Origin of the sequence: Streptomyces monticola (assembly GCF_042665355.1) — a bacterium.
GTDB lineage: Bacteria > Actinomycetota > Actinomycetes > Streptomycetales > Streptomycetaceae > Streptomyces > Streptomyces monticola.
In genome coordinates, this window is record NZ_JBHTCF010000033.1 from 1 (window position 1) to 24,315 (window position 24,315).

The following is a 24,315-nucleotide window of genomic DNA, read 5'->3' on the forward strand; positions in this document are numbered from 1 at the left end:
GCGGCCACGCCCGGCCCCCCGGCCGTGGCCGCCGCGTCCGCCGCCGTGTCCGCTCCCCTGCGGCCGAGCGCCGCCGACACGGCGGCGGCCCGTGAGGCCGCCCGGCAGAGCACCGGCCGCCGCGGCGGCAAGCCCGCCGAGCAGGTGGTGCAGGTGCAGATCGGGCGCCTCGAAGTGACCGCCGCCGGCGCCGCCCCGACGACCGGCCGGCGCCCCGACGCCCCCGGGCGGCGCGGGGCGACCGTGAACCTGGCCGACTATCTGGCACGGGGGCGGGAGTGAGCGACGCACCCGGTACGGCACCGGACATCCAAGGACGCAGCACCGCACAGGTTTCAGCAGCTATCGCACAGGTTTCAGCAGCTACGGCGCGAGCCGCAGGGCGTGAGGAAACGACCGTATGAGCAACGCACTCGCCATCGCCCACGTCACCCAGGCCCTCGCCCTGCTCATCGAGGCCAACCTGCAGCCCGAGATCGACATGGCCGTGAAGGTCGAGCCGCGCAAGCCGCCGGCCGACCCGCCCGCCGAGCCGACCATCACCGTGTTCCTCTACCAGGTCACGCCCAACACCTCGCAGCGCAACAACGACCTGGCCACGCGCGCATCGGACGGCACCCTGCTCAAGCGTCCCGCGGCCGCGCTCGACCTGCACTTCGTGATCAGTGCGTACGGCGAGGAGACCGAGCTCGTCGGTCAGCGTCTGATCGGCTCCGTGGTGCGCACGCTGCACGAGATACCGATCCTGCCGCAGGACATCATCGAACTGGCCGGTGAGAAGCCGCACTTGGCGGGCAGCAATCTGGCCGACGCGGTCCAGCGGGTGCGGTTCTCGCCCACCGTGATGGACATCGACGAGACCTCGAAGCTGTGGGGCATGCTGCACCAGACGCCCTACAGCCTGTCCGTCGTGTACCAGGCGGCCCTGGTCTTCATCGAGGGCCGCGAGGTGCCGGTGCCGGCCAAGCCGGTGGAGCGGCGCAGCGTCCGGGTCATTCCGTTCGGGGCGCCCGGAGCGCCGGAGCGGCCCGGCGTCCCGACGCAGGCGGGCGGCGGCAAGGAGCTGATGAAGGCGCCGGAGACGGCACCGGAAGTGGCAACTCCCGCCCCCGCTCCGGCGGTTGAGGCCGCCGGGAGCGGCGAGGCCGCCGAGGGCGGCGAGGGCGGCGAGAAGGCTCCCGCGAAGGCGGCGGCCGCCTCGAAGAGCCCCGCCAAGGCGCCCTCGGCGCGGGCCCGCAAGCAGTCCGCTTCCGGCCGCTCCGCCCGCACTTCACGCGCCGCCGCCAAGCGCGCCGACACCTCGGCGGACTCCCCCGCGGATGCCGCAACGGCTCCCTCAGCCGCCGACGAGGCCGACGGCCCGCCCGCCAAGGGCGAAGGCTCGGAGAGCTGAGGCGGCGTGCGGACTTCGCGGGCAGGTGAGGGAAGGGCGGGCGAGACGATGACCGGCGAGCAGTCGGACGTACGGGGCGACGGCGCCCTGGCGTTGACCGCCGAGATCCAGCGGGTGCTGGCACGGATCGACGCGCACGCGGCACGTGCGGGGCAGGCAACCGGCACGGGTGGGGTTGGCGCGGACGGAAGTGCCGCCGACCCGGACGGCCTGGACACGGACGGCACGGCGGCGGACCGCAGCGACACGGGCCGCGCTGCAGCGAGCCGCACCGCTGACGCGGACCGCGCCGACGCGGATCGTTCGCGCGCCTCCACGGCGGACACCGCTGCCGCCCCCACCCCGGCGGCAGCCCCCGCCTCCTCCGCCCTGCCCGACTCCCTCCCCTCCGCAGCCGCGCCGCTCACCGCCCTCACCACCTGCTTCGGCCTGAGCTCCTTCGAGCGGGACCTCGTACTCCTCACCGCCGCCTACGAGTTGGACCCCACCACCGCGGCCCGGTGCGCGGCCGCAAGCGGGAATCCCGAGCGGGCGTACCCCACGTTCTCGCTCGCCCTTGCCGCGCTCGCCGAACCGCACTGGAGCGCCCTCACCCCCGTCGCGCCGCTGCGCCGCTGGCGGCTGCTCGAACTCGACGACGAGTCCCGCCTGACCATGTCCCGGCTGCGGCTCGACGAGCGCATCCTGCACTTCCTGCTCGGCTCGCCCTATCTGGACGCGCGTCTGCACGGGCAGCTGCGCCGCACCCCGGTGCCGCAGCAGCTGCCGCCGTCGTACGACCTGGCCGCCACCCGGCTCGCCACCGGCTGGACGACGGGGGCGCGCCCGGACGCGCCGCTCCTGGTCGAGCTGGTCGGCGGCGATCTGCGCAGCCGGGCCGACATCGCCGCGGCGGCGGCCGCCCGCTCAGGTCTCGGCCTGTACGCGATGAGCGCCGAGGACATCCCCACCGACCCCGCCAAACGCGACCGGCTCGCCCGCCTCTGGCAGCGCGAGGCGATCCTGCTGCCGGCCGCGCTCCTGGTCGAGGCCGGCGCCCTCGACCGTGACCAGCACGCCACGACTGAGGCGTTCCTGGCGGGCGCGGCGGTACCGGTGGTCGTCTCCAGCGAGGACCCGCGCCAGACGGAACGGGCCCGCGGCGAGCGGGTGAGCGTCCCGCACCTGGACGATGAGGAACAACTCGGCCTGTGGGCAGGCGCGTTCGACGACTTCGTGGACGCGGGCAGCATCGACGAACACGAACTGCGCACTCTGGTGGCCCAGTTCCAGCTGCCGCCGCATGTCGTACGTTCCGCCGCGGCCGCCGTACGCCGTGACGCACCCGGCGAGGACGACTTCGAGCCCGCCCAGCTCGCCTGGCGGGCCGCCCTGGGCGAGGCCCGCCTCGGCATGGACGAACTGGGCCGGCGGATCGAGCCGGAGGCGGGCTGGGGCGATCTCGTCCTGCACGATCGGCAGACGAGTGTCCTGCGCGAGATCGTCGCGCATGTGCGCCAGCGCGCCACGGTGCACCAGGAGTGGGGGTTCGCAGCGACGCTGCGCCGCGGCCTCGGCGTGACGGCGCTGTTCGCGGGCGGCTCCGGCACGGGCAAGACCCTCGCCGCCGAGGTGATGGCCAAGGAGCTGGGCCTCGACCTGTTCATCATCGATCTCTCCCAGGTGGTCAGCAAGTACATCGGCGAGACCGAGAAGAACCTGCGCAAGGTCTTCGACGCGGCCGAACGCGGCGGCGCCCTGCTCCTGTTCGACGAGGCCGACGCCCTCTTCGGCAAGCGCAGCGAGGTCAAGGACAGCCACGACCGGTACGCCAACCTCGAAGTCAGCTATCTGCTGATGCGCATGGAGGCCTACCGGGGCCTGGCCATCCTCACCACCAACATGAAGAAGGCCCTGGACACGGCCTTCATGCGGCGGATCCGCTTCGTCGTCGACTTCCCCTTCCCGGCCGAGCACGAGCGGGCCGAGATCTGGCGCCGGGTGCTGCCGCCGCAGACGCCGACGAAGGGCATCGACCCCGAGCTGCTCGCCCAGCTCACCGTCGCGGGCGGCTCGATCCGCAATATCGCCCTCTCGGGCGCGTTCCTCGCCGCCGAGGAGGGCGACCGGCTGCAGATGCGGCACATGCTCGCGGCGGCCCGCACCGAATACCTCAAGCTGGAGCGCTCCTTGACGCCGACGGAGGTCCGCGGATGGGTGTGAACGGGCAGCCGCCCCTCGACCGTGACCGGTCGGCCGACGTCGACCGTGACCGGTGGGCCGAGCGGCCGCGCGAGACACGTGCCGAACGGCCGCGTGAGATCCGTATCGAGATCGGCGAGCTCGTCCTCGACGGTTTCGGCGTGGACCCGCAGCACGTGACGGCCGCTTTCGAGCGGGAGCTCGACCGGCTCGTACGGGAGCGAGGAGTGCCCCTGGCGGCGGGCGGCGCCCTGAGAGTGGACGCCCTTTCGGGCCTGCCGCCGCTGCCCGCCGGGCTCTCCGCGCGGCGCCTGGGCCAGGAGCTGGCCCGCACGGTGCACGCGGGCCTCACGGGCCGGGGGCAGGTGACGCGATGACCACCTCCGCATCCCAGGACACGCAGGCCGCCGAGCAGGCGGCCCAGCGCCGTCGTAAGCGCAAGGAGCGCGCCGACAAGAACCGCGCCCCCGAGCCGAAGAACATCGTCAGCGGCGCGGGACAGCCCCTGGACGCGGGCGCACGACGGGAGTTGGAGGAGCAGCTCGGCCACGACTTCAGCCAGGTCCGGCTGCACACCGGGCGCGACGCGGACACGCTCACCGACATGCTCGGCGCGGACGCCGTGGCGGTCGGCCGCGACATCTTCTTCCGCGAGGGCGCCTACCAGCCGGGCACGGCCGAGGGTCAGCGCCTGCTCGCCCATGAGCTCCTGCACACGGTGCAGAACCCGCACGGCCTCGGCACCCTGCGCGCCGGCCGCGACCTGGGCGCGGTGAGCCTGCCGCAGCAGGCGATCGAGCAGGAGGCGGAGTCGGCCGCACAGGATCTCGTACGTCCGTCGGCCGACGTCGCCTACGCGGTCGACGCCGGGAGTGCCGAGGTCGAGGAAGGCCAGGGGACTCCCGGGTGGCTGCGGTACGCGACCGTCGACGCGGACCGCAACCGAGCGGAGCAGATCGACCCGGCGACCCTCATCGACCGCCTCGCGAACTCCGTCGTACGCTCGCTGCGCGGTGACCCCGAGGACCTGTCCAAGCGCACCCGCGGCCAACTGGCGCGGCTGCCCGACGAGTTGCTCGACGACGTCCTCGTACGCCTGGAGAACCGGCTGCTCGGCCCGGAGCACGACCGGGTACTCGACCTGGTCGAGGACATCGAGACGGCGGGCGGCCTCGGGGCCGACACCGCGGACTGGGCGACGCAGGACGCCCCTGCGGTGGAGCCCGACACGGCCGACGAGCTGCGCATCGAGCGGGAGGGCGAGCGGCGTTCGGCCGCGGACGAGCGGGCCGCGGCGGAGAAGCCCGCCCTCGCGCCGGGCCCGGAGAAGGACCGGGCCGAGGCGAAGGGCGCGCCGGGCAGCACCCCGCGCAACGGCGGTACGCAGGAGAGCGGGACCACTCCGCACGGCGGGGGCGCGCCGGGCGGCGAGCAGACGCAGAAGGGCGAGAAGGGCGGCGGTGCGCCGTCCGGTGAGAAGGAGCAGCCGGGGTCGGGGTCCGCGGGCGGCGGCTCCAAGGACCCGCAAGGCGGCGGCGAGCAGAAGTCCGGGGGCGCCCAGGAGGGCGAGAAGACCGCCGAGGACAAGAAGGCGGGGGACGAGAAGAAAGCCGGGGACGAGAAGAAGGCCGGCGAAGAGAAGCAGACCGGGGACGAGAAGAAGAGCGCGGAGGACAAGAAGGGCGCGGGCAAGGAGGAGGGCGGGCAGCAGGGCGCGGCGGCCGCGAGCAAGGAGGAGTCCGAGGCCAAGAACCGTCCCGGCGCGGTCGAGCAGATCGCCGCGGCACAGCAGCCGAAGCACGAGGACAAGGGCGGCAAGGGCCAGGCCGACAAGGCCGATGGTTCACCGGCGCTCGGCAGGGACACCCAGCTGCCCGGACGCACCAGCAGGCTCGACGGCGCCCGCAACCAGGATCTCGAAGGCTCCGAAGAGGCGGCGGACGAGGACCCGTTCGGCGCCGGCAGCGAGTCCGAGGTCGACGCCGGTGGCGCCGAGAAGAGCGCCTGGGACACCAAGCTGCAGGCCGATGATTTCCTGCCCGAGCAGGACATCGACGTATCCGGCGTACCGACCGCGGAGAACCTCGACCCGGCGACGGCCACCGCCCAGACGGCGCCCTCCTTCCCCGCTCCCCCGCCGACCAGGGCCGACAAGGTGCAGGCCGAGCGGGACGCGGAGGACGCCGAGGACGAGGCGGCGGAGGCCGAGCCGGAAGAGGCGGAGGCCGAGGCGCCGCTGGAGTCCGAGCCTTCGGTGGAGACCGAGGGCGGCCCCGACGACGCCTTCGCGGGTGACCCGGACGCGGAACGTCCCGACGAGACCCGGACCGGTCCCGGCGCCCCTTCCAAGGACCCGAAGAGCGGGGACGACCCGAAGGCCGGTCCCGCCGCCGCGCAGAAGACGGCGCAGGAGTCACCGGGCAAGACGGAGGGCGGCGGCGAGGCGAAGGAGCCCGCCGCCAAGGAGGAGAAGGGCGCCAAGGGCGAGAAGGACGCCAAGGGCGCCGGTGACAAGGCAGGTGGCGCCCAGGAGAAGGGCTCGCAGCAGGCGGCGGGCGGCAAGGCGGCCGCACCCGAGACGGCGGGCAAGGGCGAGGAACCGAAGAAGGACGAGCAGAAGAACGACGGCCAGAAGAAGACGGAGCCGGCGACCGGCGCGGGCAAGGACGGTGCGGGCCAGGGCACCGGTGACGCGGCGGACAAGGGCGGCGCCAAGGACCAGGACAGCAAGTCGCCTTCGCCCGCACGGGATTCGCATGTCACGGGCGGCTCGAACGCGGACACTCCGGGCGGCGCGAGCAGCGGGGCGTCGGCGGCGGCGCAGGGTGCCGAGGCGGATGGCGGGAAGGGGCCGGAGGCGAAGGCGTCGCCGAAGGACTCACCGAACTCGGCCAAGGACGCCAAGGACTCACCGAAGGAACCGGCACCCGGGCCCAAGTCGGCGGCGAAGGAGAACCAGCAGCAGGCGAAGGCGGGCAAGGAAGAGCCCGGGGCGAAGGAGGAGCCGGGCGCCAAGTCCGCCGGGCCGAAGGCCGCGCCCGCGCCGAAGGCGCCTCCTGGCGGCGGTGGCGGCGGCGGAAAGGGCGCCGCATCGGGCGGCAAGGGCAAGAAGAAGGACTCCGGCCCGGCGCCGAACCTCTCCCAGGTCTCCCCCGAGGCCGGTCTGTCCTCGGCCTCAAGGCTCAAGCCCCACAAGGCACTTGAGGCCATGGGCGGCGTGGGCGGCTCGGTCGACCGCACCGTCGGTGACGAGCACAAGCAGCTCTCCTCCGCGCCCCCGAACATGCAGCGCCCCGCGGGTGCGCCCCAGACCCTGGAGGGCAAGCCGAAGACGGGCGCCCCGGCCCAGTACTCCCAGGATCCGGCGAAGAAGTCCGATGCGCCCAAGGACGAGAAGGCCGAGGTCAAGGGCGAGAAGAAGCCCGAGGGCCAGATCGAGGCGGAGAAGGCGGAGGAGCCGAGCGGCTGGGACACCTTCAAGATGGCCCTCGGCTTCGGTGTCGGCTGGGTCGCGGAGAAGCTCGGCTTCAAGGTGAACAAGGAGGAGCTGGCCGCCAAGTTCGCGGGGCTCCCGACGAAGGACGAGGCGCTCAAGAAGGCCCAGGCGGGCAACGCGCCGGGCGTGAACATGGAGGGCGCCGCCGACGAGAAGTCCGGTGAGCAGGGCCAGGCGGTCGACACCAAGGGCCAGGAGACCGTCACGACGGGCCGTGACGACGCCGGGCGCCCGATGGGCGAGAACCAGGTCTACCCCAACGCCCCCAAGGAGGAGCTGAAGGGCAAGGTGCCCGGCCGCGAGGGCGGCAAGGGCGGGGTGCGCACGGGCAAGGCGTCGACGGGCGCGGTCCCCGCGGAGGCGGCGTCGACCGTGGCCGAGCACGACCGGAAGCCGCAGTTCCAGTCGGCCTTCGGCAAGGGCCAGAAGCAGATGTCCGAGGGTCGAAAAACCAAGGACCAGGGATTCCGCGAGTCACAGCAGAAGCACAAGCAGCAAGTCGCAGGCGAGGTCGCCAAGAACACGGCGGAGCAGGCGGGCGAACGCACGAAGGCGCAGAGCGAGGTCACGTCACAGCGCGCCGAATGGCGTACGTCCCAGGACGAGGAGCTCAAGAAGCTCGGCACGAAGAAGTCGGAGAAGCGCGACAAGGTCCGCAAGGACGTCAAGGACCGGGAAAAGAAGACCGACGACGACACGAAGAAGGAGAAGGAGGACAGCGACAAGAAAATAAAAGAAAAGGGCGACAAGGCGGAGTCGGACGCCAAGAACAAGACCGAGACCGCGGCGAACGACTCGGGCAACTGGCTCACGAAGGCCTTCGACTGGCTCAAGGAGAAGGTCCTTGAGATCAAGAACGCGATCGTCCGGATCATCAGGGACGCGCGGGACGCGGTCGTCAACTTCATCAAGAACTTCAAGGAGAACGTCGAGCGCTGGATCAACGAGGCCCGTAAGTGGGTCGTCGACACGATCACGAAGCTGATCAATGACCTGATCGAGTTCGCAAAGAACATGGTCAAGGCCATCATCGAACTGGCCAACCGCATCAGGAAGTTCATCACGGACCTGATAGCGGCGGCGATAGCCCTGGTCACCAAGCTCGCTGCGTACTTGAAGAAGGTCATCACCGACCTCCTCAACCGCATCGCCAAACTCCTCAGCGACATCCTGAACGTCCTCAGGAAAATGCTCCTGGACGTCATCAAGGCGGTCGTGGACGCGATCAAGACGGTCCTTGAGTACGCCTCCAAACTCCTGGGCGCCCTGGGCGAGTTCATGATGATCGCGATCGACTTCATGGACGATCCGGGCGGCTGGCTGAGCGGCGCGAAGAACTCGGCGGTGGACGGCGCGAAGAACCACTTGTTCCGTGAGGTGAAGGCGGCGGTCAAGGCGTGGTTCCAGGCGAAGATCGAGGAGATCATCGGCGTCCCGAAGGCGATCATCCAGAAGCTCATCAAGGGTGGCTTCACCCTTGAGAAGATCATCAAGGAGACATGGGACGCGGTCGTGCCCATGCTCCCCTTCATCATCGGCGAGATCGTCATCGTCAAGGTCATCTCGAAGCTGATCCCCGGCGCGGGCTGGGTGATGGCGGTGATCGACGCGATCCGTACGGCGATCGGCGCGCTCAGCGAGATCCTGCGCGCGATCGGCGCGGTCATCGACTGGCTGAAGGCGGTACGCCAGGGCGGCGCGGGCATCCTGTTCGCGAAGGCGGTGGCGGCCGGCATCGTCGCCCTCCTCGAACTCGCCTACGAGTTCCTGCTGAGCGGCATCGGCAAGTACGTCGCCAAGGTCGGCCGCCGCTTGAAGGGCGTCGCGGCGAAGCTCGGCAAGGGTGACAAGGGCGGCAAGGGCGACAAGAAGAAGGACGGCGCGGGCGACGACAAGGGCGGCAAGAAGGAGCAGCCGAAGGGCGACAAGGAGCCCCCCGGCACCAAGCAGCCCACCCCCCGCCCCACTTCGACCCTCCCGAAGCCCGGCAAGGGCACGGGCCCCGGCTCGAAGCCGAACGACCGCCCGGACCCGAAGGCGGACCCGAAGAAGCCCCCGACGAAGGCCCCGGACAAGGACACAACTCCGGGCCCGGGCAAGCCCAAGCCCCCGGACAGGGACGCGGCTCCGGGCAGGCCCAAGGACGACAAGGGGACGCCGGGCAAGCCCAAGGACACGGACAAGCCGGGGGCGTCGAAGGACAGGGACGGCACCAGGCCGGACACCACCCGCCCGACCCCTTCCCCGAAGCCCAAGCCGAAGCCCGAACCTCAGCCGAAGCCGAAGCCCGACCAGGACGCGAAGCCGACGCCGAAGGACAAGCTGCCGGAGAAGCCGAAGGACGGCAAGGACGGCCCGGACAGCACCAAGCCGAAGGACGACAAGGACGCTCCTGGCAAACCGACAGACAAGGACGGCGACAAAGACGCACCGGGCAAGCCCAAGGACCAGAACCCGACGAAGCCCAAGGACCCCAACAAGCCGAAGGACGACAAGGACGGCCCCGGCAAGGACAAGCCGGCCAAGCCGAAGGACAAGGACGGCAAGTACGGCGACGGAAAGAAGCCGAGGGACGACAAGGACGGTCCCGGCAAGAAGCCCAAGCCGGACCGGGACGGCCCGCGCAAGACCCGTCCCAAGGACGGAAAGAACGGTCCCGGCAAGCGCGGCCCTCGCCCCGACAGGCGCGGCCCCGGCAGGCCGGGCAGGCCCAAGTCCAAGCCGGACAAGGACAGGACGAAGCAGGACGAGAACTCGAGAGAGTCCAAGGACGACCGGCTGAAGAAGATCGTGGCGCGCATCCGGCCCAAGCTGTACGAGCGGATGCGCAACGGAATTCCCCAGTCGCCGTTCCTCGGCCTCCTGAAGTCGATGAAGCTCTACTACCGCCTGACCGGTCTGGGCCCTGTCGGAGGGGACCCGTTCACCGTTGTGGCCTCCCTCAACCCGTCACGGCCCGTCCTCGGCGGAGACTATTCGGAGCCCAGGTCCCAGCCGTCGGCCTATCCCAACCCGCCTGGGGCGCCCCGAGCGATCGACGACATGCCGAAGCCGAAGCTCCCCGATTTCCACGGTGGCAGGGCCAGTGCGATCAGCGCGGAGTTCCTGAGCGCGCGGCGCGCCACGAAGGGCAGCAAGCCCCACACCAAGCCGCCCGGCTGGGACTACATCACGGATCCCACCCGCAAGCTTCAGCAGGGCGGAGCCTGGGTCAGGGCTCACCTCCTCCCGGAGCGCCTCGGCGGCAAGGGAACCGAGAACAATCTCGTGCCGGCCCGCCGCGGAGTGAACAAGGACCTCGAACTCGGTATCGAGGAGCCTGCTTGGAAAGCCTTCGGGAACAAGTTCCAGGCCCCCATCTGGTACGAGTCCAGAGTCAAGTTCGAAAACTCGGGGCCCGTCGCGGACATCCCGACATACATACGCTCCACATTCGGCCGGTACACCAAGATCAAGGGAACGGGCACAAAGCGAAGCGACTGGCAACGCAAGGGTGCCACCAAGTCCCTTGGCCTGGATCTCGAACCACCACAGCGGGACGAGAAGGGCAAGCTCCATATCAACACTTACGGAGCCACCCAGATCCGGAAATGGCTAAAGGTCCCTCAGTCGGTGGGTGATCACATCGTGGATGAGCGGTCCAAGCAATCCGGTCGCCAATTCACCGGAGTGGCGGACTTCATTACGACCATGCGCACACGGCGGGACACCCCGGGGGGTGGGACGCTATCCCAACTGGAGGACGCGATTACCCAGCTCAAATATCTCCAGCGCAACGGCAAGGTCGGCTGGGCCCCGCTGCACAAGGAAAAGTGAGGACGGAATGTTCCCGTATGACCGTCGGTTGTCCCAGACCATCAGCGAAGTGCGCGAATCACCGTTCTTCGACGTCATGTACGAGGAAGTGGGTCCCGGCGGCCCGGACAAGGACCCGACGGCGATCTTCGAGCTGATGGCGGAGGACGGCTTTCCGCTGACCGAAAGACTCAAGGAGGCCTACTTCCCGTACCGGTACAAGGCACTTCACTGGCGTGCCGCGGATTCCGAGGTGCCGCTCTTCGGGGAGTTCAACGTAATGAACATCGACTCCAGCAGCGAAGAGCGGCTGCCGGTACAGGACTTCGCCTGGGAAAAGAGCGACGAGAAGCTTCTCTCGGAACTCTCCATCCTCGATGACATCTCACGAGGCGGTGGCGGCCAACTGGCCACCATGAGATTCCTGCCAGGCGTAGCGAGTCCGGAGATCTGGTTTCTCGACAGGTTCAACACCATCGTCAAACTCGATCTCGACTACCGCGCCTACCTCGACAACCTCATCATCACGAAGGGCGTGACCGGGTGGCAGTACCTCTTCGCCGATGTGCCCCTGTCCGCCCAGGAGTACGGCTCCACCCTGGAGAGCCTCAGGACCATGCTTGAGGTCCTCCCCGAGCACTTCCCCGATCACGACTACACGTCTCTGGCAGCCCGCCTGGAGGCCCGTCTATGACCCGCTACGCCAACATCCCCAAGCCCATCCGCGCCGGAATAGTCCTCGTCGACCCCGAGCGCGGGACGCCGCAGCGGATCATTGTGCTGCAGTTCAATCCCGACACCCTGGAACGCAGTCTCTCGCCGCAGTCCGCAGGAGGCAGTGGGGACTCCGGTGGGGGCGGGAGTGGGAGCGGGGATCGGAATGAGGCTCTGCGGCTCAAGGGGCCCGCTCAGGAGACCTGGAAGTTCACTGCCGAGATCGATGCCACCGATCAGTTCGAGATACCGGCGCCGGACGGGATCCATCCGCAGCTGGCCGTGCTCGAGATGCTCGTGCAGCCGACCTCCGCGCAACTGCGGGAGGCGAGCCGGCAGTCGAAGAAGGGGACCATCGAGATCAGTCCGATCGAGATGCCGCTGACCCTGTTCACCTGGGGCAGCAAGCGCGTCATGCCGGTCAGGCTGACCGAACTGTCCATCAATGAGTCGGCGTTCGATGTGAATCTGAATCCCATCCGGGCCTCGCTGAGCATCGGGCTCAAGGTGCTGACCGTGAGCGATCTGCCGCTGGGGCACCGCGGTGCCGAGCTGTATTACGCGCATCTCGCGCAGAAGGAACGCCTCGCCGGTGCCGCCCGCACCGCGGGGCTCGGGTCGTTGGGGCTCAGCCCCGGTGACATCGGGGTGGGAAGGGGCTGAGGGGGACAACCATGGCTGACATCGAGCCGTACGAGAGCGCGCTTGACGCGATACCGGGGGCCCATCCGTACCCCCGGACGAGCCGGTATCACGATGCCGAGATCGGGGTGCACCGGCAGCCGGACGGCAGTGAAGTGCGCTACGCCAAGCGCCGGTTGCTGCCCCCGCTGGACGAGCACGAGACGGCCGGCCCGGCCGGGGCGGAGGACACTCAGCGCCACACCGTCCGCACCGGCGAGCGCCCCGACCTGCTCGCGCAGCGTTACTTCGGCGACCCCGGCCAGTGGTGGCAGATCGCCGACGCCAACCCCGTGCTCGACCCCCGGGAACTCACCGACGAGCCGGGGCGCGAGATAGAGATTCCGCTCGCCGGGCACTTCCCGCAGGGCGACCGGGGAGTGCGGCGTGGCTGAACTGCCCGTGGGCCGTGGCCCCGTTCACATCACCCTGCACATGGGGCCGCAGCTCGCCAAGCCCGTTCCCGCGGAGGTCGCCGAGGCGCTGCTTTCCGCTCAGATCACGGCCACCGCGGGCGAACGCAGCGGGTTCCAGCTCGCCTTCGACCTCACCAAGAACGGGCTGATCAACAAGCGGCTGCTGCACGAGGGGTTCTTCGACCCGAAGACCCGGCTGATCGTCACCGTCACCGTCCGCGGCACCCCCGAAGTGCTCTTCGACGGCCTGGTCGTACGGCAGGAAGTCGGGGCCAGCAACCAGCCGGGGCACTCCACGCTCACCGTCACCGGCGAGGATCTGAGCCTCGCCATGGATCTGCAGGAGCGCACCGACAAGTACCCGAACCTGCCGCCCTCGCAGCGCGTTCTCGCCCTGCTTCGGCGCTACTCCGGGTACGGCATCCGGCCCGACGTCTACGCCGAGCCGGTCACCCAGCCGCCGCGCGAGAACCTGCGGGTGCATTACCAGACGGGAACTGACCTTCAGTACATCAATGAGCTGGCGCGGGCCAACGGGTATGTCTTCTACCTGGAGCCGGGGCCCAACCCCGGGCAGTCGTCGGCGCGTTGGGGGCCCGAGGTGCGGCTTGGCATCCGCCAGCACGCGCTCAACGTCAACCTGGACGCCAACTCGACCGTGGACCAGCTGACCTTCGCCTACGACGGGACCGCGCGCGAAGAGCCGCAGGCGCGCTGGCAGGATCCGGGCACCCGGCAGTCCACGCCGCTCCCCCAGCCGTCGATCAGCCCGCTGCGGCCGCCGCTCGGCAAGCGGCCCACCCCGGCCCTGAAGCAGCGCAGGCTGCCCGGCACCGCCAAGTACCAGCCGGAGCAGGCCGAGGCCGAACTCCTCGCGCGCGCCGCCGTGTCCGCGGATGTCATCTCCGGCTCCGGCTCGCTCGACGTCAACCGGCACGGCTACCTCTTGCAGCCCCGCCAGCTCGTGGGCGTACGCGGCTCGGGGCGTGCCTACGACGGCGACTACTTCGTCAAGTCCGTCACGCACGTCCTGCGCCCCGGCTCGTTCCAGCAGAACTTCACCCTGACCCGTGAGGGTCTTGAGGCGCGCGGTACCACCGTCCGCCCCTAGCACCACAACCAGTAACAGAAACAGGAGCACTGAAGGATGGCGGCACCCAGCAATCGCTACCTCGGCAAATTCCGCGGCCGAGTCGTGAGCAATGACGACCCGCTGCACATCGGCCGGATCACCGTCGAGGTCCCGGACGTCCTGGGCGACGAGCCCTCGACCTGGGCGCTGCCCTGCCTGCCGTTCACCGGGCCCCAGGCGGGGCAGTTCGTGGTGCCCTCTCCGGGGGCGGGTGTGTGGGTGGAGTTCGAGCAGGGCGATCCGAGCTTCCCCGTCTGGACCGGGTGCTGGTACGGGGAGCAGGACGAACTGCCGCCGGATGCACGGCGGTTGACGCAGGCGCCGACGCAGGACAAGCCGGTCGTCGTGCAGACACCCGAGGCGCACAAGATCGTGATGAGTGATCCGCCGGGGCCCGATCAGGGGATCCTGCTGCAGGCGCAGGGCGGTGCGTACATCCGGATCACCAAGGACGAGATCGTCATCGCCAACGGTCTCGGCGCGGAGGTCATTCTGCGCGGCGACAAAGTCGACATCAACAAGGGCGTGTTGACCGCCATCGCGAAGCGATAGCAGACGGGGGAACAGGACATTGTCCGGGATATCAGGGGCAGCAGGCGGCCTGCTCGGCGCCGACGCCGTGATCAGCTGCCCGCACGGCGGGCGCGTCAGCGCCCCGAACACATCGACCGGCGCGCTGCTTGTCGACGGTGCACCCGTGGCCACGGCCGCACACGGCTATGTCGTCACCGGCTGCCCGCACACCGTCGACGGGGTGCCGACGCCGTGTGTCTCGGTCCGGTGGACCGCGCACGGCGGCGGCGTCACGGCCGGCGGGGTGCCGGTGCTGCTCGACAGCTCGGCGGGCGAGTGCCTCAGTGCGGCGTTCCTGCCGCAGGGCCCGCCCGTCGTCAGGCCCACGCAGCGAAAGGTGACCCTCCAGTGAGCACCCGCAGTCGGCTCCGCAGCGATCTCGCGTTTCCCTTCCGGATCGACCGGCGGGGCCGCAGCGCGCACGCGGACCGCGACGAGCACATACGCGACCTGATCGAGCAGGTCCTGTTCACCAGCCCGGGTGAGCGCGTGATGCGCCCCGACTTCGGCTGCGGTCTCCTCGACCTGGTCTTCGCGCCCAGCAGCCCCGAGTTGACCAGCACGCTCGAGCTGTCCGTGCAGGCCTCCCTGCAGCGCTGGCTCGGCGATCTGATCGAGGTGGAGGCCCTGGACGTGAACAGCGAGGAGAACGTCGTACGGGTGCAGCTGAGGTATGCGGTACGTGCCACCGGCGCCGTACGCGAGGACGTATTCGAAGGGAGGGCCGCGGCGTGACGAACGCGATCAGCCCCCGGCGGGCCAAGGTCAGAGCGGCCCGCCTCAACGGCGTGGACGCGGTCGAGGTGAGCGACGACGGGCTCACCCTGACCGTCACGTTCCTCGGCAAGGCACCGCACGGCCTGTGCCCGGAGAACGTACGGATCGACGGCGGCCGGCGGATCACCGGGATCACCGCGGTGGATGTGAGCGTGGAGCGGGAGGACGATCCGGAGCTCGACGACCGGCTCTACGTCACCCTCGACAAGGCGGGCGACACCTCCCGCTACCGGCTCTCGCTCGTGGAGGCCGATCCCTACGGGCGGCCCGGCGATGTGCCGTTCCGCGGCTTCGACCAGCGCTATCACAGCGCCGGTTTCGCCTTCAGGCCCGACTGCCCGACACCCTTCGACTGCAAGGACGAGCCGCGCGACGCACCGGAGTTCCCGGCCGCCCCGGTGGTCGACTACACCGCACGCGACTACGAGACCATCCGCAAGCTGCTCCTGGACCGGCTCGCCCTGACCACCCCGGACTGGGTGGAGCGCAACCCGGCCGACCTGGGCATGACGCTGGTCGAGCTGCTCGCGTACACCGGTGACCAGATCAGCTATCAGCAGGACGCCGTGGCGACCGAGGCGTATCTGGACACCGCGCGCCGCCGGGTGTCGGTACGCCGCCATGTGCGGCTCATCGACTACGCGATGCACGACGGCTGCAACGCCCGGGCCTACGTCACGGTGGAGACCGCCGGCGAGCACACCCTGCTGCCGGGAAGCTTCCGCTTCGCGTCCGTCGACGTGCGCAGCCTCGATCCGCACGACCGGCCGGAACCGGGCACGGTCATCGACGACGGCGACCTCGTGGAGCTCGACGAGCGCGGCAAGGTGGAGGTCTTCGAACCGGTCGCCGCCGATGAGCCGCTGCGCCTGCGCGCCGCGCACAACGCCATCCGCCTGTGGACCTGGGGCGGCGAGATCTGCGCCCTGCCGAAGGGCGCCACGGCGGCGACCCTGCGCGACGAGTGGCGCGACCGGGAGACCTGCGAGGAGCGTCAACTCGATCTGCATCCCGGCGACGTGCTGATCCTCGAAGAGGTGAAGGGGCCGCGCACCGGCACCCCGGGCGACGCCGACCCCGTACACCGGCAGGCCGTCCGCCTGACCTCCGTGACGCCGGGCGTCGACCGGATCGAGGACCAGCCGGTCCTGGAGGTCACCTGGGCCGCGGGGGACGCGCTGCGCTTCCCGCTGCAGCTCACCACGCCCGCAGGCCGGGCCTGCGAACCGGTCGAGGATGTGACGCTGGCGCGCGGCAATGTCGTCCTCGTCGACCACGGCCGCTCCCTGAACTGGTGCGGCGAAGGGCTGCCCGAGACGGTGCGGGTGCCGAACGCGCCCGCAGTGGCGGGCTCTTGCGCACCGCCCGCGTTCGGCTGCGCGGACCGCGACGAGGGCAACGCGCCCGGCCGGCTCATCAACTCCCTGACAGACAGGGCGGACAGCGGTACGCGACTGACCGCCGCCGATATCCGTGAGCTGTTCGACGTGGTGGGCGAGGCGGAGACCACGCGGGCCGGGCTCGGCATCGAACTCGCCGGGCAGCGGCAGGAGAAGGTGCTGCCCGGCACGGCGTACGCCCAGGCCGCCGCGCTGCGGACGCTGCTCGCGCAGTCCGTGTACCCGGGGATCGAACCCCGCTTCCGGCCCCGGCTCGGCCGCTCCCCCGTCGCACAGGCCGTGCCGTTCCCCGACCCCGCGCTGGTCGCGGCCGGGCAGGCGGACCGGCTCGCGGTCATCCCGCAGCGGGTGGAGCAGCGCCTGGTGGAGCTGTGGCGCAGCGCCCGCGACCGCGACGGCCTCGGCGAGGAGGAGATCGCCGAACTGACCGTCGTCTTCGGCCTGAAGGTCCTCGAACAGCTGGAGCTGCACGCCCACCCGGTGCGCGCGCTGCGTGAACTCCTGCACCGCAGCGACGCGTTGCTCGCCCCGAAGCGGCGACGGATCGAGGTGCTCACGGCACGGGCGCGGGCGGGCACGGTCCTCGACGGGCATATCGCCTGGGAGATCGCGCACAGCTGGGGTCCCGGGTACGCGGCGGGCCTGCACCCGGACGAGCCGGTGCTGCGCGGTGCGGCGAGCGCCGCGCAGGACCAGGATCCGCGCCGCGCCCTGCCCGCCGTACGCCTGCACGAGGGCGTACCCGGGCAGGACGGTGAGCACGGCGAGCACGGCGGACTCGTGTGGGAGCCGCGCCGCGATCTGCTCGAAAGCGGGCCGCGGGAGCGGCACTTCGTGGGTGAGCTGGAGGACGACGGGCGGCTCGCGCTGCGCTTCGGCGACGGTCTGCACGGGGCACGGCCCACTCCGGGTGCGCGTCTGGAGCTGTACTACCGGCTCGGCGGCGGCACCGGCGGCAACGTCGGCGCCGAGGCCATCAACCACCTGATCGTCTGCCGCTCCCCCGAGGACGAGGAGAGCGGGGCGCCGCTGCCCGTCGCCGGGGTGCGCAACCCGCTGCCCGCGACCGGTGGCAGCGAACCCGAACCCATCGAGCAGGTACGGCAGTTGGCGCCGCTCGATCTGCGCCGCTCCCGGCTGCGGGCGGTGACCGCCGACGACTACGCGGCGCTCGCGTCCGAGCTGCCAGGGGTGCAGCGTGCGGCCGCCGAGATCCGCTGGACGGGCAGTGTCCAGGAGGCCCATGTCGCCGTCGACGCGTACGGCACGGGCACCCCGTCACAGCAGCTCCTGGACGCGGTGGCGCACTCCTTGGAGGCGTACCGCCGCATCGGCCACGACCTGGTGGTGGCCCCGGCCCGGCTGGTGCCGGTCGACATCGCCCTGAGCGTCTGCGCGCTGCCGGGCCATCAGCACGGGCAGATCCTGGCCGAGCTGTACCGCGTCCTGGGCCGCGGCCGGCTGCCCGGCGGACGGCTCGGCTTCTTCCACCCGGACGCGCTGACCTTCGGAGAGCCGGTGCGGCTCAGCCGTCTGGTCGCCGTCGCGGCCGCGGTGCCCGGAGTCGAGAGCGTCCAGGTCACGCGGCTGCAGAGGCTGTTCCACGAGGACCGAGGAGAGAGGGAGGACGGCGTGCTGCGGCTCGGCCCGCTGGAGATCGCCACGTGCGACAACGACCCGGACCGGCCGGAGAACGGCCTCCTTGAGATATCCCTTGGGGGTGCCCGATGAGCGACGACTGCACCTGCGGCGGCGCGTGCGCGGCCGGCGGCGGCCACGACGAGCGCCTGGCGCCCGTCGCGCCGCACAACCCGCCGGGCCGCACGGCCCTCGACTACCGCGTCGGCGCGTACGGTTCGTTCCTCGCCGCGCAGCTCGACCGGCTCGCCTCGCCCGCCCATCCGGCCCTCGCGGGGCTGACCGTGCGCACGCCCGACGACCCGGCGGTCGGTCTGCTCGACGCCACCGCCGTCCTCGGTGACCTGCTGACGTTCCACTCGGAGCGGATCGCCGACGAGGCGTATCTGCGGACCGCCAACGAACACCGCTCCCTGGTCCTCCTCGGCCGTCTCGTGGGCCACCGGCCGCGGCCGGGCGTGGCCGCCTCGACGCATCTCGCGTACCGCCTGGACCGCGACCCGCGCGCGGAGACGCTGCCGGTGCTCGTGCCGCGCGGCGCGCGCAGCCACAGCGTGCCGGCGTCCGCCGACGAGGACGCGCAGACCTTCGAGACCGGCAGGGATCTGACGGCCCGCTGGGACTGGAACGAGCTGAAGGTGCGCCGCCGCAGGCCCACCCTGCTCACCCCCGCGGACCTGGAGCGGCGCTCGGAGCTGAGCGTCGAGGGCACCGCCACCTCCCTGCAGACCGGTGACCAGCTGCTGTTCGTCTTCGGTGAGGCCGCGGGCGGTGAGCGCAAGCTGCTTCCGGTGGCCCGCGTGCGCATCGACCGCGACGACGACGTGACCGCGATCTCTCTGCCGCGCTCCGCCCCGCCGACCCTGAAGGAACTGGTCGACGAGACGCTGCGCTGGACGGCCCTGCCCGAGGCGCCGGGTGAGCCCGACGACGGGTCGCCCACCCCCGAGGTCCCCAATCCGCGGCCGATCAGCCGTCTCATCGAGGACTTCGACACCCAGGTCCTGGCTCCCCTGCGCGAGGACCTGCCCGCCGTCAGGACCCCGGAACGTCTGGCGGCCCGCCTCGCCGGACCCGTCGCCCGCCTCGGCGAGGCCCAGGTCCTGGCGGAGCCGTACGAGGACGTCGCGGCGTGGTTCGAGCAGCTGGAGGCAGTCCTGGCCGAACTGGCCGAGCGGGCCCTGGAGTTGGCGCCCGCACAGCCGGAGGAACCCAAGGCCGCCACGGCACAGCGCCCACGCGTGACCGGCTCGTCGCAGGAGGCGGCACTCCACTCCCTGGGCCGGCTCCTGTCCGCGCTGAGCGGAAAGGCGCAGGCCCCGGCACAGGGCGGAACGGGCACCAGCGCGCCGGGCGCGAACCTCGCGGGGCTGCTCGCCGCCCTCCACCCCGACCAGGGCGCCGCCCTGACCTCGGCCTGGCGCAGGGCGAAAGCCCCCGGCGGCACCCCGAACCTCCTGCGCGCCATCCTCAAGATGGGCGTCACAGCGGCACCCTTCGGCGCGACGGCCCCGCTCAAGCCGGTGCAGGACGACCGCGGAAGGGTCATCCGTACCGCGGACTGGCCGCTGACCGGCGCCGTCCTGACCTCGATGCGGGTCGTCTTCGACAGCTCCGGCAAGGTCCCGGAGAAGGCCGAGTTCCAGTACGTCGAGGGCGGCAGCTCCGATCAGCGCTCGGAGAACCTGATCGGCGCGCAGTCGGTGGAGTTCCCGCTCGGCCCCGGCCGGGTGGTGCTCTCTGCGCGGGCGGGCCAGAGCCGGGATTTGAGCTGGCTCGGCCGGCGCCCCACGGACTCGCAGGAGCCGGGCGTCACGGCACGGCTGCTCGCGGGTCTGCCCGAGCGCGGTCTGTTCGTGTCCCGTCCGGACGAGGACGGCGTCGTCGAGGTGATCGTGCACAACGGCACGCCCCGGACGAAGAACCTGCGGCCCGGCCAGTCGGAGCAGTTCACACACGGCGAGTTCGAGGTGGCCGTCAAGTACACCGTGGGCGGCGCCCCCGCGCACGTGGAGATCGTCATCGCGACGAAGCCGGAGCAGCTCAACCGCAGCGTGCTGCAGCTGGACACGGTGCACGACCGGATCACGGTGGGCAGCTGGGTGGCGATCCAGCGGCCCCGCAAGGGCCGGGACCAGAAGGAGAACGGCATCCCCGGCGACCCGAAGCTGTCGTTCGTCACCACCCAGGTCAAGGCGGTGCGCACGGCCGCGTACACCAACTACGGGATCACCGGACGCGGCACCGAACTCGTCCTGGCCGACCCGTGGCTCGACGAGTTCGACGTACTCCTCTCCCACATCAGGGACACCACGGTGCACGCGGCGGGCGAGCCGCTGCGGATGGCGGACGAGCCGCTGGGCGAGGACGTGCACGGGAACGAGCTCGAACTGGCCGAGCTGTACGAGGGGTTGCAGCCGGGCCGCACCCTCATCGTCAGCGGTGAGCGCACCGACATCCCCGGCACGGCGGGCGTCGAGGCCACCGAGGTGGTGGTGATCGACGAAGCCCGCCCGGTCGTCGATCTGCTGCCGCCCGGCGGCCATCCGCACACCCTGCTGACCCTGACCACCGACCTGGCGTACCGCTACCGCCGCGACACGGTGAAGGTCCTCGGCAACGTGGTGGAGGCCACCCACGGCGAGGGCCGGGACGAGCCGATCGGCAGCGGTGACTCGGACCGTACGAACCAGACGTTCGCCCTGTGGCAGTCCCCGCTGACCTGGACCGCCGCCGACAACCCGCTGGGCGCGACACCGGCGTTGGAGATACGCGTCGACGGTCTCCTGTGGCACGAGGTCGACAGCCTCGCGGGCCGCGGCCCGCGCGAGCGCGTGTACATCACCGGGGCGACGGCGGACGGCCGCACGACGGTCACCTTCGGCGACGGGGTGCACGGCGCCCGGCTGCCCAGCGGGCACGAGAACGTGCGGGCCCGCTACCGCTTCGGCACCGGCAAGGCCGCCAACGTCGCGGCGGGACGCATCACGCAAGCCGTGACACGTCCGCTCGGTGTCACCTCGGTCACCAACCCCCTTGCCGCGACGGGCGGTTCGGACGCGGACGGGCCCGCCCTGACCCGTCGCACCGTCCCGCTTGCGGTGGCGGCCCTCGACCGGCTCGTGTCGACCGCCGACTACGAGGACTTCGCCCGCTCCCGGGCCGGCATCGGACGGGCCTCGGCGCGCGAGCTGTTCGACGGCCGGCGCCGGGTGCTGCACGTGACGGTCGCGGGCACCGACGACGTGCCGATGGCCCCCGGCTCGGACGTGCTGCGCGCCCTGCGCTCCTCACTGACCGAGTACGGGGACACCGGCCTCGCGGTACGGGTCGATGTGCGCGAGCTCGTCCTGCTGCTGCTCGCGGCGCGCGTGAAGGTGGCGCCCGACCACGCCTGGGAGTTCGTCGAGCCGCGCCTGCGCCACGCGCTGCTGCGCCGACTCGGCTTCGAGGGACGCGAGTTGGGGCGGCCCGCCGCCCTGTCCGAAGTCCCCGCCACGGCGCACTCGGTGCCCGGCGTCGACTATGTGGACGTCGATGTGTTCACCGGGGTCCCGGCGTCCGCGACACCCGGGGAACTCGTCGAGATCGTCGGCTCGCCCGGCGCGCCGAAGGCCGTGGTCCCGGCGCGGACGGCGACGTACGACGAGCGGGTGCACACGGTGCGCGAGGAGAACGGCGAGACGCTCTCGGAGGTCTGTGCCCGCTACGGCGTGCCGCTCGCCGAACTGCTGCGCCTCAACCCGGACATCACCGACACCCGGCGCCTGGAGAAGGGCCGTTCGGTGTTCGTGTTCCGCGGAGTCCGGCCGGCTCAGCTGGCGATGTTCTCGGCGCGGGCCGCCGACACCCTCATCCTCACGGAGGTCAAGTGATGTCCAGGGAACCGGACGGGCTCGCGGAGCTCCTTCCGCAGTGGCACCGGCTGCGGGACGGCGCGGAAGGCGAACCGCTGCGGGCCCTGCTCGCCGTCATGGCCGAGCAGCTCGACCGGGTGCGCGACGGCGTCGAGCAGGGCTACGAGGATCTGTTCGTGGAGACCGCGGCGCCCTGGGTGCTGCCGTATCTCGGTGATCTGGTGGGCTACCGGCCGCTGCCGGGCTACGAGCGGGTCCTGACGACCGGTCTGCGCGGCAGCAGCCCGGCCGCGCTCGCCCAGGCCCTGGCGCCGCGCCGCGACGTGGCGGCGACGGTCGCCAGCCGGCGCCGCAAGGGCACCCTGCACCTCCTTGAGGAGCTGTCGGACCAGGTGGCCGCATGGCCGGCCCGGGCGGTGGAGCTGTCCCGGCAGGTCGCGCACCAGCAGCCGGTGAAGCTCCAGGCCGACGGGGCCGGGCACCGCACCCAGCGGGGCCGGCTCGCCGATCTGCGGGACGGATCGGCCCTCGACCTGGCGGGCGGGCCCTTCGGCGCCGCGGCCCGCACGGTCGATGTGCGCCGCGCCGACTCCCGTCGCAGGCAGGGCGGTTGGGGCCCGGCGGGCGTGGCCCTGTTCGTATGGCGGCTCAAGGCGTACTCGCTGACGTCGTCGCCCGCGTACTGCATCGACCGGGCCCGCAACCTGTACACGTTCTCGATCCTCGGCAATGACAGCCCGCTGGTCACCAAGCCGGTGCCGGAGCCGTCGCCGACCCATGTGGCGACCATCGACAACGTCCCGGCGTTCATCCGCCGCCGCCAGCTGCACGACCGGCTCGCCGACTACTACGGCCCCGGCAAGAGCTTTGTGATCCGGCGCGACGGCGAGGACCGCCCGGTGCCGCCGTCGGACATCGTGGTCGCCGATCTGTCGGACTGGCGCTACCGGCCCAAGCGCGGGCAGATCGCGGTCGATCCGGAGCTCGGGCGGATCGCGTTCGGCTCGCGCTCGGCGCCCCGGCAGGGCGTGTGGGTGGACTACCACTACGCGTTCGGCGCGGACATGGGCGGCGGCGAGTATCCGCGGGTGCGCGAGGAGCGGCCCGACGCCACGTTCTACCGCGTCGGCCCCGGGGAGACCTACCGCCAGATCATGGACGCCTACCGGGCCTGGCAGCACGAGCGGCGGGCCGGCCGGTGCGGGCCCGAGGGCATCATCGAGATCACCCACAGCGGCGCCTACCAGGAGCAGCTGGACTTCGACCTGGACCCCGGCGACCGTCTCGAACTGCGGGCCGCGGAAGGCGCACGGCCGGTGATCCGGCTCCTGGACTGGTACAGCAACCGGCCCGACGCGCTCAACATCCGTGCTGTGTCCGAGGACTGCCCGCCCGCCGAACGGCCGCGGATCGTGCTCGACGGACTCCTTGTGGCGGGCCGCGGCATCAACGTGACGGGCCCGATGGGCGCCGTCGTCGTACGCCATTCGACGCTCGTACCGGGATGGTCCCTCGAGCCGGAGTGCGATCCGCACTCGCCCGAGGAGCCCAGCATCGTCCTGGAGCGCACCACGGCGTGCGTGCAGATCGAGGACTCCGTCCTCGGCACGATCGAGGTGATCGGCGACGAGGTGTCCGAGGAGCCGATCGACATCCACATCCGGGACAGCGTCCTGGACTCCACCGGCAGCGACCGCGAGGCCCTGTCGGCGCCCGACTGCCGGCATGCGCACGCCGTGCTGCACGCGCACCGCACGACGGTGATCGGCGAAGTGCATACGCACGCCGTGGAGATCGCCGAGAACTCGGTCTTCACGGGGCGCCTGCACGTGGCACGGCGCGGCATCGGCTGTGTGCGCTTCAGCTATGTGCCGCCGGGCTCGCGCACCCCGCGCCGGCACCGCTGCCAGCCGGATCTGGCCGGTCCCGGCGAGGCCGCCCGGGTGCGTCCGCTGTTCGTCTCCGAGCGCTATGGCACGCCCTGGTACGGGCAGTTGGCGGACCGCTGCGCCGAGGAGATCAGGCGCGGCGCCGAGGACGGGGCCGAGCTCGGCGCCTTCCACGAGCTGTACCGGCCGCAGCGCGAGGACAGCCTGCGGGCCCGGCTCGCGGAGTACGTACCGGCCGGGACGGACGCCGGGATCTTCTTCGTGACCTGAGCCCCGCGCAGCGCCGCCGCCCCGCGCAGCGCCACCGCCGCCCGCAGCGCCGCCGCACCGGGCGGCGCGCCCCACCGACTCGCTGAACCGCACTTTCCTGAAC

14 protein-coding genes and 1 pseudogene are annotated in these 24,315 nt (G+C 71.4%); all 15 read left to right on the forward strand.

Annotated features, from left to right (window positions below; genetic code table 11):
• Positions 1–282: pseudogene (locus tag ACFQVC_RS40070) on the forward strand (hypothetical protein); the annotation flags it as partial.
• 118 nt (positions 283–400) lie between these two features.
• The gene (locus ACFQVC_RS40075) at positions 401–1,393 is read left to right on the forward strand and encodes a Pvc16 family protein (RefSeq protein ID WP_381840842.1); all 993 of its coding nucleotides are present in this window, start codon (positions 401–403) and stop codon (positions 1,391–1,393) included.
• Between the two features lie 48 nt (positions 1,394–1,441).
• On the forward strand, positions 1,442–3,595 hold the full coding sequence (locus ACFQVC_RS40080) for an ATP-binding protein (RefSeq protein ID WP_381840845.1): 2,154 nt from the start codon (positions 1,442–1,444) through the stop codon (positions 3,593–3,595).
• Positions 3,586–3,951 carry a hypothetical protein gene (locus ACFQVC_RS40085; RefSeq protein ID WP_381840848.1) on the forward strand — a complete coding sequence of 122 codons (366 nt, stop codon included), beginning with the start codon at positions 3,586–3,588 and terminating at the stop codon, positions 3,949–3,951. The genes ACFQVC_RS40080 and ACFQVC_RS40085 overlap by 10 nt, the downstream gene beginning before the upstream one ends.
• Entirely contained in the window at positions 3,948–10,886 is a 6,939-nt protein-coding gene (locus tag ACFQVC_RS40090) for an eCIS core domain-containing protein (RefSeq protein WP_381840851.1), read from the forward strand. The genes ACFQVC_RS40085 and ACFQVC_RS40090 overlap by 4 nt, the downstream gene beginning before the upstream one ends.
• A 28-nt stretch (positions 10,887–10,914) precedes the next feature.
• On the forward strand, positions 10,915–11,559 hold the full coding sequence (locus ACFQVC_RS40095; protein ID WP_381840854.1) for a hypothetical protein: 645 nt from the start codon (positions 10,915–10,917) through the stop codon (positions 11,557–11,559).
• Positions 11,556–12,242, forward strand: a complete 687-nt coding sequence (locus tag ACFQVC_RS40100; protein WP_381840857.1) for a hypothetical protein — start codon at positions 11,556–11,558, stop codon at positions 12,240–12,242. The genes ACFQVC_RS40095 and ACFQVC_RS40100 overlap by 4 nt, the downstream gene beginning before the upstream one ends.
• An 11-nt stretch (positions 12,243–12,253) precedes the next feature.
• Positions 12,254–12,655, forward strand: a complete 402-nt coding sequence (locus ACFQVC_RS40105; protein WP_381840860.1) for a LysM peptidoglycan-binding domain-containing protein — start codon at positions 12,254–12,256, stop codon at positions 12,653–12,655.
• Positions 12,648–13,787: a hypothetical protein gene (locus tag ACFQVC_RS40110; RefSeq protein WP_381840863.1), complete on the forward strand. Its 1,140-nt coding sequence runs from the start codon at positions 12,648–12,650 to the stop codon at positions 13,785–13,787. Before ACFQVC_RS40105 ends, ACFQVC_RS40110 begins: the two co-directional genes overlap by 8 nt.
• 36 nt (positions 13,788–13,823) lie before the next feature.
• A complete protein-coding gene (locus ACFQVC_RS40115) occupies positions 13,824–14,360 on the forward strand; it encodes a phage baseplate assembly protein V (protein WP_381840865.1) in 537 nt (178 codons plus the stop codon).
• A gap of 19 nt (positions 14,361–14,379) precedes the next feature.
• Positions 14,380–14,733 carry a hypothetical protein gene (locus ACFQVC_RS40120; RefSeq protein WP_381840868.1) on the forward strand — a complete coding sequence of 118 codons (354 nt, stop codon included), beginning with the start codon at positions 14,380–14,382 and terminating at the stop codon, positions 14,731–14,733.
• Positions 14,730–15,116 (forward strand): GPW/gp25 family protein, encoded by a 387-nt coding sequence (locus ACFQVC_RS40125; RefSeq protein ID WP_381840871.1) that lies wholly within the window; start codon positions 14,730–14,732, stop codon positions 15,114–15,116. Before ACFQVC_RS40120 ends, ACFQVC_RS40125 begins: the two co-directional genes overlap by 4 nt.
• Positions 15,113–18,289 carry a putative baseplate assembly protein gene (locus ACFQVC_RS40130; RefSeq protein WP_381840874.1) on the forward strand — a complete coding sequence of 1,059 codons (3,177 nt, stop codon included), beginning with the start codon at positions 15,113–15,115 and terminating at the stop codon, positions 18,287–18,289. Before ACFQVC_RS40125 ends, ACFQVC_RS40130 begins: the two co-directional genes overlap by 4 nt.
• Positions 18,286–22,071: a putative baseplate assembly protein gene (locus tag ACFQVC_RS40135; protein ID WP_381840877.1), complete on the forward strand. Its 3,786-nt coding sequence runs from the start codon at positions 18,286–18,288 to the stop codon at positions 22,069–22,071. The genes ACFQVC_RS40130 and ACFQVC_RS40135 overlap by 4 nt, the downstream gene beginning before the upstream one ends.
• Positions 22,071–24,212 carry a hypothetical protein gene (locus ACFQVC_RS40140; protein WP_381840880.1) on the forward strand — a complete coding sequence of 714 codons (2,142 nt, stop codon included), beginning with the start codon at positions 22,071–22,073 and terminating at the stop codon, positions 24,210–24,212. The genes ACFQVC_RS40135 and ACFQVC_RS40140 overlap by 1 nt, the downstream gene beginning before the upstream one ends.
• Positions 24,213–24,315: the final 103 nt, after the last annotated feature.

Excerpts from the sequence above, each read along its gene's own strand:
- ACFQVC_RS40075 (WP_381840842.1), top strand. The coding sequence starts at position 401 with ATGAGCAACGCACTCGCCATCGCCCACGTCACCCAGGCCCTCGCCCTG.
- ACFQVC_RS40080 (WP_381840845.1), top strand. The coding sequence starts at position 1,442 with ATGACCGGCGAGCAGTCGGACGTACGGGGCGACGGCGCCCTGGCGTTG.
- ACFQVC_RS40085 (WP_381840848.1), top strand. The coding sequence starts at position 3,586 with ATGGGTGTGAACGGGCAGCCGCCCCTCGACCGTGACCGGTCGGCCGAC.
- ACFQVC_RS40090 (WP_381840851.1), top strand. The coding sequence starts at position 3,948 with ATGACCACCTCCGCATCCCAGGACACGCAGGCCGCCGAGCAGGCGGCC.
- ACFQVC_RS40100 (WP_381840857.1), top strand. The coding sequence starts at position 11,556 with ATGACCCGCTACGCCAACATCCCCAAGCCCATCCGCGCCGGAATAGTC.
- ACFQVC_RS40105 (WP_381840860.1), top strand. The coding sequence starts at position 12,254 with ATGGCTGACATCGAGCCGTACGAGAGCGCGCTTGACGCGATACCGGGG.
- ACFQVC_RS40115 (WP_381840865.1), top strand. The coding sequence starts at position 13,824 with ATGGCGGCACCCAGCAATCGCTACCTCGGCAAATTCCGCGGCCGAGTC.
- ACFQVC_RS40135 (WP_381840877.1), top strand. The coding sequence starts at position 18,286 with ATGAGCGACGACTGCACCTGCGGCGGCGCGTGCGCGGCCGGCGGCGGC.
- ACFQVC_RS40140 (WP_381840880.1), top strand. The coding sequence starts at position 22,071 with ATGTCCAGGGAACCGGACGGGCTCGCGGAGCTCCTTCCGCAGTGGCAC.